Consider the following 15,849-nt stretch of genomic DNA (forward strand, 5'->3'; position numbering starts at 1 on the left):
CGAACAGGACGCAAAGATGAGCGACGCAAGCATCAACACACGCGCCGACACGCAAGAAGCCGGATTCGGCGACTATTTCGCCCTGCTCAAGCCGCGGGTGATGTCGCTTGTCGTGTTCACCGCGGCGGTGGGCCTTCTGGCGGCACCGGGTGGCGAGCATCCGTTTGTTGCGTTCAGCGCGATCCTGTTCATCGCCGTGGGCGGCGGGGCGTCGGGCGCTTTGAACATGTGGTGGGATGCCGATATCGACCGGGTGATGAAGCGCACACAAGGCCGGCCGATCCCATCCGGCAAGGTGACGCCGGACGAGGCGCTGGCGATCGGTGTTGCGCTGTCTGGTTTCGCGGTTGTGATGCTGGGGCTGGCCGCCAATTGGGTGGCGGCGGGATTGCTGGCCTTTACCATCTTTTTCTACGTGGTGATCTATACCATGTGGCTGAAACGCTGGACGCCGCAGAACATCGTGATCGGTGGCGCCGCCGGGGCGTTTCCGCCGATGATCGGCTGGGCGGTGGTGACGGGCGGTATTTCGGTGGAAAGCGTGTTGATGTTCACGCTGATCTTCATGTGGACGCCGCCGCATTTCTGGGCGCTGTGCCTGTTCATGAAATCCGACTACAAGGATGCCGGTGTGCCGATGCTGCACGTGACCCATGGGCGGCGCGCGACCCGCACACATATCCTTGTCTACACGATCCTGCTGGCGATCATTGCCGTGGGCATGGCCTTTACCGGTGTCGGGGGGCCGATTTACCTGGTGACGGCTGTTGTGCTGAACACATTGTTCCTGGCGGGCGCCGTGGCGATCTGGCGGCGCGACGAAGCGCAGGCCGAGGCGGACAAGTACAAGCGTGAAAAGGCGTTTTTCGGCCTGTCGCTGCTGTACCTGTTCCTGCATTTTGGCGCGATCCTGGCCGAGGCCGCGCTGCAACCCTATGGATTCGGAGGATGGCCGGTATGAGCTTTCGTGAAGAGCATGAACTGCACAGGCGCCGTTTTGGCCGCAATCTGGGCGTGGCGCTGGTGTTGGTCAGTTTCATCGTCATCGTGTTCGGCCTGACCGTGGTCAAGGTGACGCGCGGCGATTACGAGCCGGCCAATGCCGTGAGAACCAACTGATGGCGGTGATCGGGCCCAAGAAAACCCTGCTGCAAACCGTCGGCGTGGTCGTGGTGATGGGCGCGCTGGCCTGGGCATCGGTGCCATTTTACAACTGGTTCTGCCGGGTCACGGGATTTGGTGGCACGACAAATGTGGCCGAAACCGGATCGGACGTGATTCTGGACCAGACCATCAAGGTGCGGTTCGATGCCAGCAAGGAACGCGGCATGCCATGGGAGTTCAAGCCCATGCAGCGCGAGATGGAAATCCGCATTGGCGAGACCGGGCTGGCGTTTTACGAGGCCTACAATCCGACCGACCGGGTGATCGCGGGATCGGCAAGTTATAATGTCGCGCCGTTTGATGCGGGCGGATATTTCACCAAGATCGATTGTTTCTGCTTTACCGAGCAGGTGCTGCAACCGGGCGAGCGGGTTTCGATGCCCGTGACGTTCTACGTGGACCCCGGGATCGTGGACGACCGCGACGCGAAATTCGTGAAGTCGATCACGCTGAGCTACACATTCTATGAAATTGACCTGCCCGAAGACAGCGCGTCCTTGACGCCGACGGGTGGTGTGGACGTAAACTAAGAGCAAGCCTTCCAACGAGGGAAAAAAGAGAAAATGGCGCACGCGAAAAATCACGATTATCACATTCTGGCCCCGTCCTGGTGGCCGTTCCTTGGCGCGGTGGGCGGCTTTGTCATGCTGTTCGGCGCGGTTCTGTGGTTCCACGACAGTGGCCCGTGGATGTTCCTGATCGGCCTGGTCGCCGTTCTTTATGTCATGTTCGGCTGGTGGGCCGAGGTGATTGCCGAAAGCAAGGCGGGCGACCACACCCCGGTTGTGCAGATCGGCCTGCGCTATGGCTTTATCCTGTTCATCATGTCCGAGGTGATGTTCTTTTCGGCCTGGTTCTGGACCTTCTTCAAACACGCGCTGTATCCGATGGGGCCGCAAAGCCCGGCGGTGGACGGTGTCTGGCCGCCGGCAGGTATCGAAACCTTCGATCCCTGGCACCTGCCGCTGATCAATACGCTGATCCTGTTGTGTTCGGGCGCGGCGGCGACATGGGCGCACCATGCGCTTGTCCACGAAAACAACCGCCAGGACGTGAAATGGGGCCTGAGCATCGCCATCGCCCTTGGGCTGCTGTTCACTTTTTTCCAGGGCTATGAGTATTACCATGCGTCCTTTGGCTTTGCCGGAAACATCTATGGCGCGTCGTTCTTCATGGCGACGGGGTTCCATGGCGCGCATGTGATCATCGGCACGATCTTTCTGTTCGTCTGCCTGATGCGCGTGTTGAAGGGGCATTTCACCCCGACCCAGCATGTCGGGTTCGAGGCGGCGGCCTGGTACTGGCACTTCGTGGATGTTGTGTGGCTGTTCCTGTTTGCCTCGATCTATATCTGGGGCCAGTAAACCGTTGCGCTGCGGTTGAAATCCGGCGCCGTTCGGAGAATAACACGTCGCGGGCGGTTTCAGGCTGCCCGCGATTTTCTTTGAGACGATGGAGTCCCGTTTGCCGCGTTACGTCCTTCCGCTTTTCTTTGGCATTCTTGGCACGGTGGTGCTGGTAAGTCTTGGCACCTGGCAGTTGCAGCGTCTGGTCTGGAAAGAGGGTGTGCTGGACGAGATCGCGGCGCGGATCGAGGCCGCCCCGGTGGCCGTGCCCGCCAATCCCGATCCGCAGCGCGACCGTTATCTTTCGGTCTCGGCCAGCGGAGCGTTCACCGGCGAGGAATTGCATATTCTGGCCTCGACCCGCCATGTGGGGGCGGTGTATCGCGTGATCTCCCCTTTCGAAACCACGGACGGGCGGCGGATCATGGTGGATCGGGGCTGGATCAAGCCGCCGCAAAAGGACGCGGAGCGCCCGGCCGGGCCGGCGACGATCACCGGCAATTTGCACTGGCCGGACGAGATTGACGGCTTTACCCCCGAATCCGACGCGGAAAAGAACATCTGGTTTGCGCGCGATGTTCCCACCCTGGCCGACGTTCTGGGGACCGAGCCGGTGCTGATCATCTTGCGCGAAACCTCGGAAACCGACCCGCCGGTGACACCGCTGCCGATCGATGGCGCGGCGATTCCGAACGATCACCTTGAATATGTCGTCACGTGGTATGGACTTGCGATTGTCTGGGTGCTCATGACGGTCTATTACCTGCGCCGACTGCGCAAAACCAGGAAGGCGTGACACCCGTGAAATACATCTCTACCCGCGGCAATGCGCCGGTTCTGAATTTCGAGGACACCATGCTGACCGGGCTGGCGCGCGATGGCGGGCTGTATGTGCCCGAGACCATCCCCACAATGAGCGCGGCAGAGATCGCGGCGCTGGCCGGGGTGAGCTATGAAGAGGCGGCGTTCCGGGTGATGCGCCCGTTCGTGGGCGATGCATTCACCGACGCGGAGTTCCGGGGGATCATCGCGCGGGCCTATGCGGGGTTCCGTCACGACGCGCGCGCGCCGCTGGTGCAGCTGGGGCCGAACCACTTTCTGCTGGAGCTGTTCCACGGCCCCACGCTGGCCTTCAAGGACTTCGCGATGCAGCTGATTGGCCAGCTGTTCCAGTTTTCGCTGGCGCGGCGCGGTGAGCGTGTGACCATCGTGGGGGCGACTTCGGGCGATACCGGGTCGGCCGCGATCGAGGCGTTCCGGGGGTTGGACAACGTGGATGTGTTCATCCTGTTCCCGCATGGGCGCGTCAGCGAGATCCAGCGCAGGCAGATGACCACGCCCGGTGATTCCAATGTGCACGCGCTGGCGCTGGATGGTGATTTCGATGACTGTCAGGCCAGGCTCAAGGACATGTTCAACGATTTCGAATTCCGCGACGGGGTGCGTCTGGCCGGGGTGAATTCGATCAACTGGGCGCGGGTTCTGGCGCAGGTGGTGTATTATTTCACCTCGGCCGTGTCGCTGGGCGCGCCGAATCGCGAGGTGTCGTTTACGGTGCCAACGGGCAATTTCGGGGACATTTTCGCAGGTTACATCGCCAGGAAGATGGGGCTGCCGATCAGGGATCTGGTGATTGCCACCAACCAGAACGACATTCTGCACCGCACCCTGGAAACCGGCGCCTATATCAAGCAGGGGGTGACGCCCTCAATCAGCCCGTCGATGGACATTCAGGTAAGTTCGAATTTCGAGCGCGCGCTGTTTGACGCCTATGGGCGCGACGGCAATGCGGTGGCGCAGCTTATGGACGAGCTGAAGGGGGGATCGTTTCGTGTGAGCCAGGGCGCGATGCAGGCGCTGCGCGAGAGTTTCGGCTCGGGGCGGGCGTCGGAAGACGAGACCATGGCCTCCATCAGGAACGCATTTGCGGCCTGTGGAGAAGTTCTTTGCCCGCATTCCGCCGTTGGGGTAAAGGTGGGCCATGAACATTTATCCGAGACCCCGATGATCTCTTTGGCCACGGCCCATCCCGCCAAGTTTCCCGATGCCGTCGAGGCCGCGACAGGGCAGCGCCCGTCGCTGCCGCCGCATATGGCGGACATGATGGATCGGGATGAGCAAGTGGCACGTGTTCCCAACGACCTGGCCCATCTTCAGGCGCTCATCAAGCAACGGATTGTCCAGCGTTGACAGTAGAACTGCATACACTTTCCAACGGGTTTCGCATTGTCACCGAACACATGCCGGGCCTGGAATCCGCCGCGATCGGCATCTGGGTGAATGTGGGCGGGCGCCATGAGCGGCCCGAACAGAACGGCATTGCGCATTTTCTGGAACACATGGCGTTCAAGGGCACGAAACGGCGCAATGCACTGGAGATCGCCGAGGCGATCGAAGATGTGGGCGGATATATCAACGCCTATACCAGCCGTGAGGTAACGGCCTATTACGCACGTGTGCTGAAGGACGATGTGCGTCTTGCACTGGATGTGGTGGGCGATATCGTGCTGAATCCGGTTTTCGACCCGGTTGAGATCGAGATCGAGCGTGGGGTCATCCTTCAGGAGATCGGACAGGCGCTGGATACGCCGGATGACGTGATCTTTGACTGGTTGCAGGAACGGGCCTATCCCGATCAGCCGCTGGGGCGTACGATCCTGGGGGACGGTGCGCATGTGCGCCGGTTCGGGCGTGTGGATCTGTCGGCCTTTGTGAGCGAACATTATCGCCCCGAACACATGATCCTGTCGGCGGCGGGCGGCATTGACCATGGCGAGATCGTGCGGCTGGCAGAGGATCAGTTCGGCCATCTGCAACGTGGGCCGGTCCTGCCGATAACACCGGCGCGATTCGGCGGGGGTGAGTTCCGGACCGAAAAGGCCCTGGAACAGGCGCATTTCGCGCTGGGGCTGGAAAGCCCGGATTATTGCAGTCCTGATATCTACACCGCGCAGATATATACCACGGCCCTGGGCGGTGGCATGTCAAGCCGCCTGTTCCAGGAAGTTCGCGAGAAGCGCGGTCTGTGTTATTCGATCTTTGCGCAAACGGGGGCCTATTCGGACACCGGTATGACCACGATTTACGCGGGCACGTCGGGCAGCCAGATTTGCGACCTGGCGCAGATCACCATCGACGAGTTGAAACGCGCAGCCGAGGATATGAACCCGGTCGAGATCGCGCGGGCGCGTACGCAGATGAAGGCGGGTTTGCTGATGGGGCTGGAAAGCCCGTCGAGCCGGGCCGAGCGGCTGGCGCGGATGCTGGCGATCTGGGACCGTGTCCCCTCGCTGAGCGAGACGGTGGAGCGAATCGATGCGGTGACGGATGCAGATGTGCGCCGTATTGCCGAGGATATGGCGGTTAACGCCCGCCCGGCCATGGCGTTGTATGGCCCGGTGTCCGACGCACCCGATCTTGAGGCGCTCCAGCGGAGGCGCGCTGCCTGATGCTGTTGAACCGGCGGAAGGTTCGGATCGACACCGAGCGGATGATCATGCGCCCGCCGGTGCATTCCGACTTTCGAAACTGGGCAGAGCTGCGCAGTGCCAGCGCCGAATTCCTGGTGCCCTGGGAGCCGGCCTGGGCCCCGACGCATCTGAGCCGCAAGAGCTTTACCAATCGCGTGTACTGGGCGCAGCGATCCATTGGTACGGACAATGCGCTGCCGCTGTTCCTGTTCCGGCGCAACGATGACGTGCTGCTGGGGGCGATCACGCTGGACAATATCCGACGAGGGCCGGCGCAGGCGGGAACGCTGGGCTATTGGATTGGCGAGACCTTTGCCCGGCAGGGTTTCATGCGAGAAGCCATCGAAGCGGTGGTTCATCACGCGTTTCACCGCATGGAACTGAGCCGGGTCGAAGCGGCCTGTCTGCCCGAGAACATCGCTTCGCGCGGGGTTCTGGAGAAGTCCGGGTTCAAGTACGAAGGGGTGGCGCAAAGCTATTTGCAGATCAACGGGCGCTGGCGCACGCATGTGTTGTATGCCGCGTTGCGCAATGATCGTCGTGGACGCACCCTGGCAGGCCAGGCCTGAGCCAGCGGTGGGTGGGGGCGTTGCCCCCTCTGGGCCTGCGGCCCATTCACCCCCAGAGTATTTTCGGCAAAATGAAGGGGGGGGGTGTCGGGCCGGTCATCCCGTCCTTGGAATGGTGCGTTGCGGGAAATGCTGTGCTGCTGGACCGCGAGGGCTGTGCGGATTATGTCTGGTTGCATGACACTTAACCCGGTTTCCGAAACGTTTCGCGATCACCTTGCAGGGCAACTGCCGTCAGATACATTGCGCCCGCCCGAGCCGCGCTATCTGGAAGAGCCGCGCGGGCGGTTTGTGGGGCGCGCGGGCCTGTTGGCGTTGCCGCGATCGGCAGCGGAGGTTGCCACAATCGTGACCGCGTGCAACGCGGCGCGGGTGGGGGTGGTGCCCTATGGCGGCGGGACTGGCCTTGTGGGCGGGCAGGTGCAGGACGCGGGGCCGGCGCCGGTGATCCTGTCGTTGGAGCGCATGAACCGGGTGCGGGCGGTGCTGCCGCTGGAAAACGTGATGGTGGCGGAGGCCGGCGTGATCCTGACCGATGTTCAACAGGCCGCGCTTGCGGTCGACCGGTTGTTTCCTCTGTCATTGGGGGCAGAAGGTTCGGCCCGGATCGGGGGCAACCTGTCAACCAATGCGGGCGGCGTGACTGTGTTGCGCTACGGCAATGCGCGTGATTTGTGCCTGGGGTTGGAGGCCGTACTTCCCACTGGTGAGATCTGGCATGGGCTGACGCGGCTGCGCAAGGACAATACCGGCTATGACCTTAGGAATCTGCTGATCGGGGCCGAGGGCACTTTGGGCGTGATCACCGCTGCCGCGCTCAAGCTGTTCGCGCGGCCCGTCTCGGTGGGTACGGCGGTGATGGTGGTGGATGGGCCCGGGGCTGCGCTGGACCTTCTGACATTGGCGCGCCAGGAGGCGGGTGAAGGCGTGAGCGCGTTCGAGTTGATCCACCGCCAGGGGCTGGACTTTGTCGCCGAACACCTGCCGGAAACGCGCCAACCCTTCGCGCCCGCGCCGCAATGGATGGTGCTGATCGAGCTTGGTCTGTCGTATGGGGCGGATGAGGCGTTGGAGCGGATCTACATCTCTGGCATTGAGGCCGGGCTGGTGAGCGATGGCGCGATCGCACAAAACGGTATCCAGCGTGCCGCGTTCTGGCGGGTTCGTGAGGCCATTCCCGAGGCAAACAAGATCGTTGGCTCCGTCGCCAGCCATGATATTTCTCTGCCATTGGGGGCGGTTACCGATTTCATCGCCCAGGCGGAGGCGCTGGTGGCGGCGGTTGGTCCGTTCCGTATCAATTGTTTCGGACATCTGGGCGATGGCAATTTGCACTACAACCTGTTCCCGCCCAGGGGCCATCACAGATCGGAATATGACGCGCACCGGGGCCGACTGTCTGAACGAATACATGGCCTGGTTCAGGAGATGGGCGGCTCATTCAGTGCCGAGCACGGGGTCGGGCGCCTGAAGATGGGCGATCTGGAGCGGTATGGCGATCCCGCGCGGCTGTCGGCCATGCGCGCGATCAAGCAAGCGCTTGATCCTAACGGCATCATGAATCCGGGGGCAGTATTGCGCGGCTAGGTCTTCTTTTGGCCGGAAATATCCCGGGGAGTCCCGAGCTTGCTCGGGGCGGGGCAGAGCCCCTACATGCCGTCGAATTCACACAGGACAGTGACATCCATGCCCATCTCTTCAAGACGCTTGCGACCACCAAGTTCGGGAAGATCGATGATGAAGACACAGCCGATGATCTCTCCCCCCAGCCGTTCAACCAGCTTGATCCCCGCCTCGGCGGTGCCGCCGGTGGCCAGCAGGTCATCGACCAGCAGGATCTTTTCGCCGGGCTGGATGGCATCATCGTGAATCTCGACGATCGCTTCGCCATATTCCAGCTTGTACTCCTGCGAAATCGTGGTGCCGGGCAGCTTGCCTTTCTTGCGCACCGGCACAAAGCCGACGCTAAGCTGGTGGGCGATGGCGCCGCCCAGAATGAAACCGCGCGCCTCAAGCCCGATCACCTTGTCGATACGTTCACCCGCATAGGGGTGCAACATCTGGTCGATGGCCATGCGAAAACCGCGCGGATCGGCAAACAGAGTGGTCACGTCGCGGAACATGATTCCTTCATGCGGAAAATCGACGATGGTGCGAATATAATCTTTGATGTCCTTGCGCTTGGCCACGGGCAGGCTCCCTGATGGAATGTTGTGGTCTTGGTTTCGCCCAATGTGTCCGCAAGCGCAAGGGACCGGTGGTCGCGGGGACAGCCCTGGAGATCGGGTAACGGGCAGATGGCCGGGCCATGATCGCCAGTATTGCCATGGTGTCAGTTCCATACCATTATGAGACTGAAAGGTTTTTTGGGCAGGGGCGGCCATTTTGGGCATTTATTTCCCGCTTGGCCTTGGGTATGGTTTTGTGTAGCGGTTGTATATGTATTGTATATACATGTTTTATCGCGCTCAAGGTCGGATCGGACCTATCCGGGATAGTGGGGCAGGCGTGGGCAAGAAAGACGGCAAATCCAAGTCCAGGAAGGACAGTCAACTGGTGCTGCGGCTTGACAAGGAAGAGCGCGATGCGTTTGTCGACCTGTGCAAGGAATTGGATACCAGTGCCGCGCGGGAGATACGCGGGTTCATCCGGCGTTTCATGAAAAAGAACCAGAGCGACTAGGCCGCCCGGCGAAGCGTGGCGGTGAGAAGACCCATCCCGATGAGCGTGAGCCCGCCGATGCGGGTGAGCCAGCGAATAACGCCCGGTCGTTCGATGCGGGCGCGCAGGTGATCGGCCAGCAGGGCGTAGGCGAGCGCATTGAATGCCGCCAATGTGACAAAGGTGGTGGTCAGGATGGCGAATTGCGCCGGCAACGGGTGCGCCGGATCGATGAATTGCGGCACGAAGGCAATGAAGAACCCGATGCTTTTCGGATTCAGCGCCGTGACCGCCGCTGCATGGCCGAATACGCCGCGCGCCGGAAGCGCTCGCGCTTTCATCACGGCACCGATTTCGGCATGGCGCGCGCTTGTGAGCATCCTGACACCAAGCCAGATCAGATAGATAGCGCCGACCCATTTCAAAATGGTAAACGCGGTGGCCGATGCCAGGACAAGTGCGCCCAATCCCAGCAGGGAGGCGGTCATGGCGATAAAGTCGCCAAGCGCCACGCCGAGGGCTGTTGCCGCGGCCGCCTGCCGCCCCTGGCTGAGCGCGTAGGACAATACCAGAAGCACGGTCGGGCCGGGGATCAGCAGCAACGCCGTGGAGGCGACAACAAATCCGAACCAGAGGTCGATAGCCATAAGAAACCCTTGTGCATCAAATGGTTAGAACGCGCCCTGCAATGGCATCCAGCCTGGCGGCCATGGCCGGATCACGGGCTTCGGGAGCGGTGAGAATGGCGTGGTCCAGCGCCCTGTCGCAGCCATGCGGGCAGGGCGCGCGGGCGGGGCCGAGGAGGGCGGGCAAGCGTCCGACGAGGTCTCGTGCATTCCGGGCGTTTCCGGTCAGGGTTGCGATGATTTCGGACACGTCGACCTCGCCATGGTCCGGATGCCAGCTGTCATAATCGGTGACCATGGCGACGGAGGCATAGCAAAGTTCGGCTTCGCGAGCGAGCTTGGCTTCGGGCATGTTGGTCATGCCGATCACATCCGCGCCCCAGCTTTCGCGATACATCCGGGATTCGGCCAGCGTGGAAAATTGAGGGCCTTCCATGGCAAGGTAGGTGCCGCCGTCATGCACGGTGATCCCGGCATCCAGCCCGGCGTTCAGACAGGCGGCGGACAGGCGCTGGCAAGTGGGGTGCGCGACGCTGACATGGGCCACGAGGCCGGGGCCGAAAAAGGATTTCTCGCGCGCGAAAGTGCGGTCAATGAATTGATCCACAACGACAAAATCGCCCGGCGCCATGTCCTCGCGAAACGAGCCGACCGCCGAGACCGAAAGCACGTCGGTCGCGCCCAGCCGTTTGAGCGCGTCGATATTGGCGCGATAGGGCACCGAGGAGGGGCTGTGCACATGGCCGCGCCCGTGGCGAGGCAGGAAGGCCATTTTCACACCCGACAGCACGCCGGTGAGGATATTGTCGGACGGGGCACCCCACGGGGTTTGGATTTCCTGCCACCTTGCGTCTTCAAGGCCGTCGATCTCGTAGAGGCCCGAGCCGCCGATCACGGCGATCATGGTTTCGGTCATGGCGTGTCCTTTCGTGCCGCGAATCCCCGGCATTGTTGGGCGCGGGGGCCGTGAAATGCAACCGCTTGGCGCCATACCGGGCGAATCGGGAGTTAACGCCTGAATTTGCGGGGGTTTTCGGGATCGGCGGCACGTCGGCATCACGTCGGTATTGTGTCGGTTCCGAAGGTGGGCGCGGGCAGGGTTATGTCCGCGCCCGCCCTGACAGGGATTTGTCAGGATCCGGCGCCCAAAATTCGGGCAGACGGCGCGCGCCCTGCCGGGCTGGCGGCGCTGCTATTGTGCAATTCCGGCGCGTGCTTTAGGGACGGGGCCAGCGAACCGAAACCCCAAGACAGACAGGATGCCCATGAAACGCGCGGCTCTGGCCATGCTGGCCAACAATATTTCCCCGCCCAATCTTTCGATCATGCAGGACGAAGGGTTCACCCTTGGGCGGGTGCGGATCGAGATCCTTGCGGGGCTGACCGTGGCGCTGGCGCTGGTGCCCGAGGCGGTGGCGTTTGCCTTTGTTGCCGGGGTGCATCCGTTGGTGGGGCTGTATGCGGCGTTTCTGGTGGGGCTGATCACCGCGTTGATCGGCGGGCGCCCTGGGATGATTTCGGGGGCGACCGGCGCGCTGGCGGTGGTGATGGTGGCGCTGGTGGCGCAACATGGGGTGGAGTATCTTTTCGCAACCGTGGTGTTGATGGGTCTGTTGCAGGTGCTGGCCGGGGTGATGCATTGGGGCAAGTTCATCCGCCTTGTGCCGCATCCGGTGATGCTGGGCTTTGTGAACGGGCTGGCCATCGTGATTTTCCTGGCGCAGATGAGCCAGTTCAAGGTGCCCGGCAGCATTGCGAGCGAAGGTCATGGCATGTCCGGGGGCGAATGGCTTTCGGGTGTGCAGCTTTTGACGATGCTGGGGCTGGTGGGGCTGACGATGCTGATCGTGTGGGGCTTGCCGAAAGTGACCAAGGTGATCCCGGCGCCGCTGGCCGGGATTGCGATCACCGCGTTTGTGGTCATCGGTTTCGGGCTGGATGTGCCACGCGTGGGGGACATGGCCTCGATCGAGGGAGGGTTGCCGACTTTCAGCATTCCGGCGGTTCCGCTGAATTATGAAACTTTGCGGATCATCCTGCCCTATGCGGTGATCCTGGCGGCGATCGGTCTGATTGAATCGTTGCTGACGCTGAACCTTGTGGGCGAGATGACCGGCAAGCGGGGCGGCGCCAGCCAGGAATGTATCGCGCAGGGCGTGGCCAATGTGACCACCGGCTTTTTCGGTGGCATGGGGGGCTGTGCGATGATCGGCCAGTCGATGATCAATGTGAAATCCGGCGGGCGCACGCGGATCGCGGGGATCGCGGCGGCGTTGTTCCTGTTGCTGTTCATTGTCGCGGCAAGCCCGCTGATCGAGCAGATCCCGCTGGCGGCGCTGGTGGGGGTGATGTTCATGGTGGTGATCGGCACGTTCGCCTGGAACAGTTTCAAGATCATGCGCAAGGTGCCGCTGATGGACGCGTTTGTCATCGTTCTGGTGACGGTGGTGACGGTGATGGAGGATCTGGCCGTGGCGGTGGTGGTGGGCGTGATCGTCAGCGCGCTGGCCTATGCCTGGCAGAACGCGCGGCGCATTCATGCCCATACCCGCGAGAGCGCGAGCGATCCGGGCGCCAGGGTTTACGAGATCGAGGGGCCGCTGTTCTTTGGCTCGGCAGAGGGGTTTGTCGAGTTGTTCGACATTGCCAATGATCCCGATCACGTAATCGTCGATTTCGAGCGCAGCCGGGTGGTGGACCAGTCGGCCTTGCAGGCGATCGAGGCGGTTGCCGCAAAATACGAGGCGGCGGGCAAGGCGCTGGCGCTGCGCCATCTGAGCCGGGATTGCCACAAGCTGTTGACCCGTGCCGGCCACCTGATGATCGACAGCGACGATGACCCCGATTACGAGGTTGCGGTCGACTATTCGGTGCGGACCGGTATTCTGGGCGGCGGTCACTGACGATCCGCACGAGTTTCAACAAGGCGCGATATTGGCTTTTCCGGGCGTATTGATCGGGCTGTTGCCCTCGTTCCTGCTGGTCGGCCTTGGCGGGCTGATCCGGGCGCGGCTGTCGCAGAAGGCCTGGGCGGGGCTGGACCGGCTGAACTTCGAGATCCTGTTTCCGGCGCTGTTGTTCGTGGCGGCCTCGACCCGCGAGATCCGGTTGGGGGCGATTGCCACGATTGCGCCGGTGGTCTGGGGCCTGATGGCGCTGGCGCTGGTGGTGGCGTGGCGGGCGCGCCGGTTCGGGCCGGATCGGTTTCTGGATTTTGCCGGGGCGTGGCAGACCGCGTGGCGTTTCAATTCGGCGCTTGCCTTTATCGCGGTGGGGGTCAGCGATGCGGCCGATCCGGCGTTGATGGCGGTGGTGATCGGCATGGCGGTGCCGATGGCCAATGTGTTCGCGGTGTCGGCCCTGTCGCGAGGCGGAAGTCTTGGGGTCTGGGGCACATTGCGCCGGGTGGCGCTGAACCCGTTCCTGTTGGCCTCGTTGGCGGGCGTGGGCGTGGGCCTGTCGGGGCGGGCGATCCCGGCGCCGGTGCTTGCGCCGCTGGAGATGCTGGCGGCGGCGGCGATTCCGATTGCCTTGATCTCGGTGGGTGCAACGATGAACTGGGGGGCGCTGGCGCGGCTGGACCGGTTCAGCGGGATCATCTGTGCGACCAAGCTGGTGGTTGTGCCGGCGGCGGCGGTTGGCCTGTGCCTGGTCCTGGGGTTGCCGGGGGCCATGGCCGTGGTTGTGGTGATCTGGGCGGCGCTGCCCACCGCGTCGGGCGCGCATATCCTGGCCGCCGGGTTTGGCGCGGACCGGGTGGTTTCGGCCACGCTTGTGGCGCAGACCACCTTGTTGTCGGCGGTGACGCTGCCGGTGTGGATCGCACTGGCGGCGTTGGTATTTGGCGGCTGAACGCGGACCGGGGTGGCGGGGCGACGCGCCGGGCGGGGATCAGTCGTCCGGGCGTGCCAGCGCGAAGGTGTTGTCCACCACGCTATAGTCGCGATAGCCCAGCCGGGCCAGCGGGCGGAAGGTGGTGACATCGAAGACACCATCCACCAGACAATCGTCGCGCATGTGAATGCCGATAACCTCGGCCATGACCAGGAAATTGTTTTCGCCCAGCTGCGGCACGATCTGTGTGAGGCGGCATTCCATTGACGCCGGGGCGCCTTGCAGCCGGGGGCAGGGGATGGTTTCGCAGTCCACCGCCGTCAGCCCGGCGCGTTCGAATTCGTCCACGTCCTTGTCGAATGTGGTGGTGGAGATATTCATCGCGTCGCGCATGTCTTCGGCCACCACATTGACGCAGAACACGCCGGTTTCGCGGATATTGGCGAGCGAATCCTTGCCCTCGGGCTGGTCCGGTTTGGTGCCGGTCGAGGCGAACATCACCTGCGGCGGCACATAGGCGGTGCCGTTGAAAAACGAATACGGGGCGAGGTTGTTCACGCCTTGCGCGCTGCGGGTCGAGACCCAGGCGATGGGACGGGGGGTGATCAGGGCATTGAACGGATTGTGGGGCAGGCCGTGGCCGTCGGCGGGACGATAGAACATGAAGCGCGTTTCCTTTGGGTTTGCCCAAGGGGTAACGGCATGTTAGGGGCGATTCCACAGCAAAAAGACCAAATGAGGCGCGCGGGCCGTGTTCACGCTTGCACATGAGAGCAAAGACGACTGGTGGGAGGTCGAGGCGTTGTACGACCTGTGCTTTGCACCGGGGCGCGAGGCGCTGAGTTCCTATCGGTTGCGCGACGGGGTGCCGCCGGTGGCGGACCTGTCGCTGGTGGCGCGTGACATGCAGGGCATTCTGGCGGGTGCGATCCGGTTCTGGCCGGTGCGGATCGGCGAGGCGGCGGCGTTGCTTCTGGGGCCGGTAGCGGTGCATCCGACCCATCAGGGCGAGGGGCTGGGCGGGTTGCTGATCGAAGAGAGCCTGGCCAGGGGACAGCAGGGCGGCTGGGACCGGGTGATGCTGGTGGGCGATGCGCCCTATTACCGGCGTTTCGGTTTTGCCAGGTTGTCCGGCGTGGTGATGCCGCCACCCACAAACCCCGAGCGGGTTCTGGGCCGTGCGCTGGTGCCGGGGGCGTGGGACGGCGTGAGAGGCGATGTGCGCGGGTATGGCAAAAATGCGCCGGGGGCTTGAACCGGGCGGGCGCCGGGCCGATCTTGGGAGGATGACCCGGACAGACCCCTTGCATATCCAGACCGTCACCCCGCCTGATCCCCAGGCCGAGCTGGAACGGCTGGCGCGGCGCTATGCGCAGGCCGGGGGGCTGGGGATCGAGCTGCTCAATCTTCTGGGGGGCAGGCCGAGGGGCTGCTGGAGCGGTTGCCGTTGCAGGTGCGCGACCGGCTGGAGGGGGCGACGGAACTGGCCCTGACCCAGGCGATGCGCGCGGCGCAGGGATCGCGCAGGATCGTGGGCGATCAGAAAAGCTGGATGAACACGGCGCTGGCGACGGCGCTGGGGGCGGCCGGGGGCGCGGGCGGATTGCCCGGCGCGCTGGCGGAATTGCCGGTGACGACAACCGTTCTGTTGCGTGCGATACAGGACGAGGCACGGCGGCAGGGGTTTGACCCGGCGGCGCAGAACGTACAGTTCGATTGCGTGCGGGTGTTCGCCGCCGCCGGGCCGCTGGCGCGCGATGACGGGGCGGACCTGGCCTTTGTCAGCACGCGGCTGGCGTTGACCGGCGGCGCCATGAAGACGCTGATTGCACGGGTGGCGCCCCGTTTGTCGGTGGTTCTGGGCCAGAAGCTGGCCGCGCAGGCCGTGCCGGTTCTGGGCGCGGTGGCGGGCGCGGCGACCAACTATGCCTATACCAGCTATTACCAGGAAATCGCGCATGTGCATTTCGGGCTGCGCCGATTGGCGATCGATGGCGATCTGGACCATGATGCGCTTGTGACCCGGATGAAGGCGCTGATGCGGGACGGCAAGATTTCCTAGGGTGAAAAATACCGCAACAACAATATATTACGATCCATAATTCAGGTAAAACCTGGTATGGTCGGTTGCGCCATGTTGCCGGTGAAGCTCCTGAAAATCCATGTGTGGCTTGACCTT

General features: G+C 63.0%; 17 protein-coding genes and 1 pseudogene. 14 read left to right on the forward strand and 4 right to left on the reverse strand.

What is annotated here, in order from left to right; translation table 11 throughout:
- Positions 1-16: 16 nt before the first annotated feature.
- From cyoE to I3253_RS02665, 9 genes are all read left to right on the forward strand, one after another.
- Positions 17-961, forward strand: coding sequence for a heme o synthase (gene cyoE / locus I3253_RS02625; RefSeq protein ID WP_197916062.1), 945 nt, complete (start codon positions 17-19; stop codon positions 959-961).
- Complete coding sequence (locus I3253_RS02630; protein ID WP_197916063.1) at positions 958-1,119, forward strand: hypothetical protein; 162 nt, start codon at positions 958-960, stop codon at positions 1,117-1,119. The genes cyoE and I3253_RS02630 overlap by 4 nt, the downstream gene beginning before the upstream one ends.
- On the forward strand, positions 1,119-1,694 hold the full coding sequence (locus tag I3253_RS02635) for a cytochrome c oxidase assembly protein (protein ID WP_197916064.1): 576 nt from the start codon (positions 1,119-1,121) through the stop codon (positions 1,692-1,694). Before I3253_RS02630 ends, I3253_RS02635 begins: the two co-directional genes overlap by 1 nt.
- Before the next feature lie 33 nt (positions 1,695-1,727).
- Positions 1,728-2,528: a cytochrome c oxidase subunit 3 gene (locus tag I3253_RS02640; protein ID WP_197916065.1), complete on the forward strand. Its 801-nt coding sequence runs from the start codon at positions 1,728-1,730 to the stop codon at positions 2,526-2,528.
- 100 nt (positions 2,529-2,628) lie between these two features.
- Positions 2,629-3,306 (forward strand): SURF1 family protein, encoded by a 678-nt coding sequence (locus I3253_RS02645; protein ID WP_232236848.1) that lies wholly within the window; start codon positions 2,629-2,631, stop codon positions 3,304-3,306.
- A 5-nt stretch (positions 3,307-3,311) separates the two neighbouring features.
- A complete protein-coding gene (thrC, locus tag I3253_RS02650; RefSeq protein WP_197916067.1) occupies positions 3,312-4,700 on the forward strand; it encodes a threonine synthase in 1,389 nt (462 codons plus the stop codon).
- Positions 4,697-5,959, forward strand: coding sequence for a M16 family metallopeptidase (locus I3253_RS02655; RefSeq protein ID WP_197916068.1), 1,263 nt, complete (start codon positions 4,697-4,699; stop codon positions 5,957-5,959). Before thrC ends, I3253_RS02655 begins: the two co-directional genes overlap by 4 nt.
- A complete protein-coding gene (locus tag I3253_RS02660; protein ID WP_197916069.1) occupies positions 5,959-6,549 on the forward strand; it encodes a GNAT family N-acetyltransferase in 591 nt (196 codons plus the stop codon). The genes I3253_RS02655 and I3253_RS02660 overlap by 1 nt, the downstream gene beginning before the upstream one ends.
- Before the next feature lie 177 nt (positions 6,550-6,726).
- The gene (locus I3253_RS02665) at positions 6,727-8,136 is read left to right on the forward strand and encodes an FAD-binding oxidoreductase (protein WP_197916070.1); all 1,410 of its coding nucleotides are present in this window, start codon (positions 6,727-6,729) and stop codon (positions 8,134-8,136) included.
- A 62-nt stretch (positions 8,137-8,198) separates the two neighbouring features.
- On the opposite strand, the gene I3253_RS02670 is transcribed toward I3253_RS02665, so the two are convergent.
- On the reverse strand, positions 8,199-8,738 hold the full coding sequence (locus tag I3253_RS02670; protein ID WP_197916071.1) for an adenine phosphoribosyltransferase: 540 nt from the start codon (positions 8,736-8,738) through the stop codon (positions 8,199-8,201).
- Between the two features lie 319 nt (positions 8,739-9,057).
- Between I3253_RS02670 and I3253_RS02675 the strand changes: the two genes are divergently transcribed.
- Positions 9,058-9,231: a hypothetical protein gene (locus tag I3253_RS02675; RefSeq protein WP_197916072.1), complete on the forward strand. Its 174-nt coding sequence runs from the start codon at positions 9,058-9,060 to the stop codon at positions 9,229-9,231.
- Here I3253_RS02675 and I3253_RS02680 read toward each other — a convergent pair.
- Entirely contained in the window at positions 9,228-9,857 is a 630-nt protein-coding gene (locus tag I3253_RS02680; protein ID WP_197916073.1) for a LysE family translocator, read from the reverse strand. The genes I3253_RS02675 and I3253_RS02680 overlap by 4 nt on opposite strands.
- A gap of 16 nt (positions 9,858-9,873) precedes the next feature.
- Positions 9,874-10,752, reverse strand: a complete 879-nt coding sequence (locus I3253_RS02685; protein WP_197916074.1) for an S-methyl-5'-thioadenosine phosphorylase — start codon at positions 10,750-10,752, stop codon at positions 9,874-9,876.
- A gap of 349 nt (positions 10,753-11,101) precedes the next feature.
- On the opposite strand from I3253_RS02685, the gene I3253_RS02690 reads away from it, so the two are divergent.
- Both I3253_RS02690 and I3253_RS02695 read left to right on the forward strand, forming a co-directional pair.
- Positions 11,102-12,739 carry a SulP family inorganic anion transporter gene (locus I3253_RS02690; protein WP_197916075.1) on the forward strand — a complete coding sequence of 546 codons (1,638 nt, stop codon included), beginning with the start codon at positions 11,102-11,104 and terminating at the stop codon, positions 12,737-12,739.
- A gap of 31 nt (positions 12,740-12,770) precedes the next feature.
- Positions 12,771-13,688 carry an AEC family transporter gene (locus tag I3253_RS02695; RefSeq protein ID WP_232272103.1) on the forward strand — a complete coding sequence of 306 codons (918 nt, stop codon included), beginning with the start codon at positions 12,771-12,773 and terminating at the stop codon, positions 13,686-13,688.
- Positions 13,689-13,727: 39 nt separating this feature from the next.
- On the opposite strand, the gene I3253_RS02700 is transcribed toward I3253_RS02695, so the two are convergent.
- Complete coding sequence (locus tag I3253_RS02700; protein ID WP_197916077.1) at positions 13,728-14,333, reverse strand: flavin reductase family protein; 606 nt, start codon at positions 14,331-14,333, stop codon at positions 13,728-13,730.
- A gap of 88 nt (positions 14,334-14,421) precedes the next feature.
- Between I3253_RS02700 and I3253_RS02705 the strand changes: the two genes are divergently transcribed.
- Both I3253_RS02705 and I3253_RS02710 read left to right on the forward strand, forming a co-directional pair.
- Positions 14,422-14,925: a GNAT family N-acetyltransferase gene (locus I3253_RS02705; RefSeq protein ID WP_197916078.1), complete on the forward strand. Its 504-nt coding sequence runs from the start codon at positions 14,422-14,424 to the stop codon at positions 14,923-14,925.
- 31 nt (positions 14,926-14,956) lie between these two features.
- Positions 14,957-15,732: pseudogene (locus I3253_RS02710) on the forward strand (EcsC family protein).
- The last annotated feature ends 117 nt before the right edge of the window (positions 15,733-15,849 follow it).

This window comes from Thiosulfatihalobacter marinus (assembly GCF_016019955.1).
GTDB lineage: Bacteria > Pseudomonadota > Alphaproteobacteria > Rhodobacterales > Rhodobacteraceae > Shimia > Shimia marinus_A.

Coding starts and splice junctions, on each gene's coding strand:
- cyoE (WP_197916062.1), top strand. CDS start 17: ATGAGCGACGCAAGCATCAACACACGCGCCGACACGCAAGAAGCCGGA.
- I3253_RS02635 (WP_197916064.1), top strand. CDS start 1,119: ATGGCGGTGATCGGGCCCAAGAAAACCCTGCTGCAAACCGTCGGCGTG.
- I3253_RS02630 (WP_197916063.1), top strand. CDS start 958: ATGAGCTTTCGTGAAGAGCATGAACTGCACAGGCGCCGTTTTGGCCGC.
- I3253_RS02640 (WP_197916065.1), top strand. CDS start 1,728: ATGGCGCACGCGAAAAATCACGATTATCACATTCTGGCCCCGTCCTGG.
- I3253_RS02680 (WP_197916073.1), bottom strand. CDS start 9,857: ATGGCTATCGACCTCTGGTTCGGATTTGTTGTCGCCTCCACGGCGTTG.
- I3253_RS02665 (WP_197916070.1), top strand. CDS start 6,727: ATGACACTTAACCCGGTTTCCGAAACGTTTCGCGATCACCTTGCAGGG.
- I3253_RS02660 (WP_197916069.1), top strand. CDS start 5,959: ATGCTGTTGAACCGGCGGAAGGTTCGGATCGACACCGAGCGGATGATC.
- I3253_RS02685 (WP_197916074.1), bottom strand. CDS start 10,752: ATGACCGAAACCATGATCGCCGTGATCGGCGGCTCGGGCCTCTACGAG.
- I3253_RS02690 (WP_197916075.1), top strand. CDS start 11,102: ATGAAACGCGCGGCTCTGGCCATGCTGGCCAACAATATTTCCCCGCCC.
- I3253_RS02700 (WP_197916077.1), bottom strand. CDS start 14,333: ATGTTCTATCGTCCCGCCGACGGCCACGGCCTGCCCCACAATCCGTTC.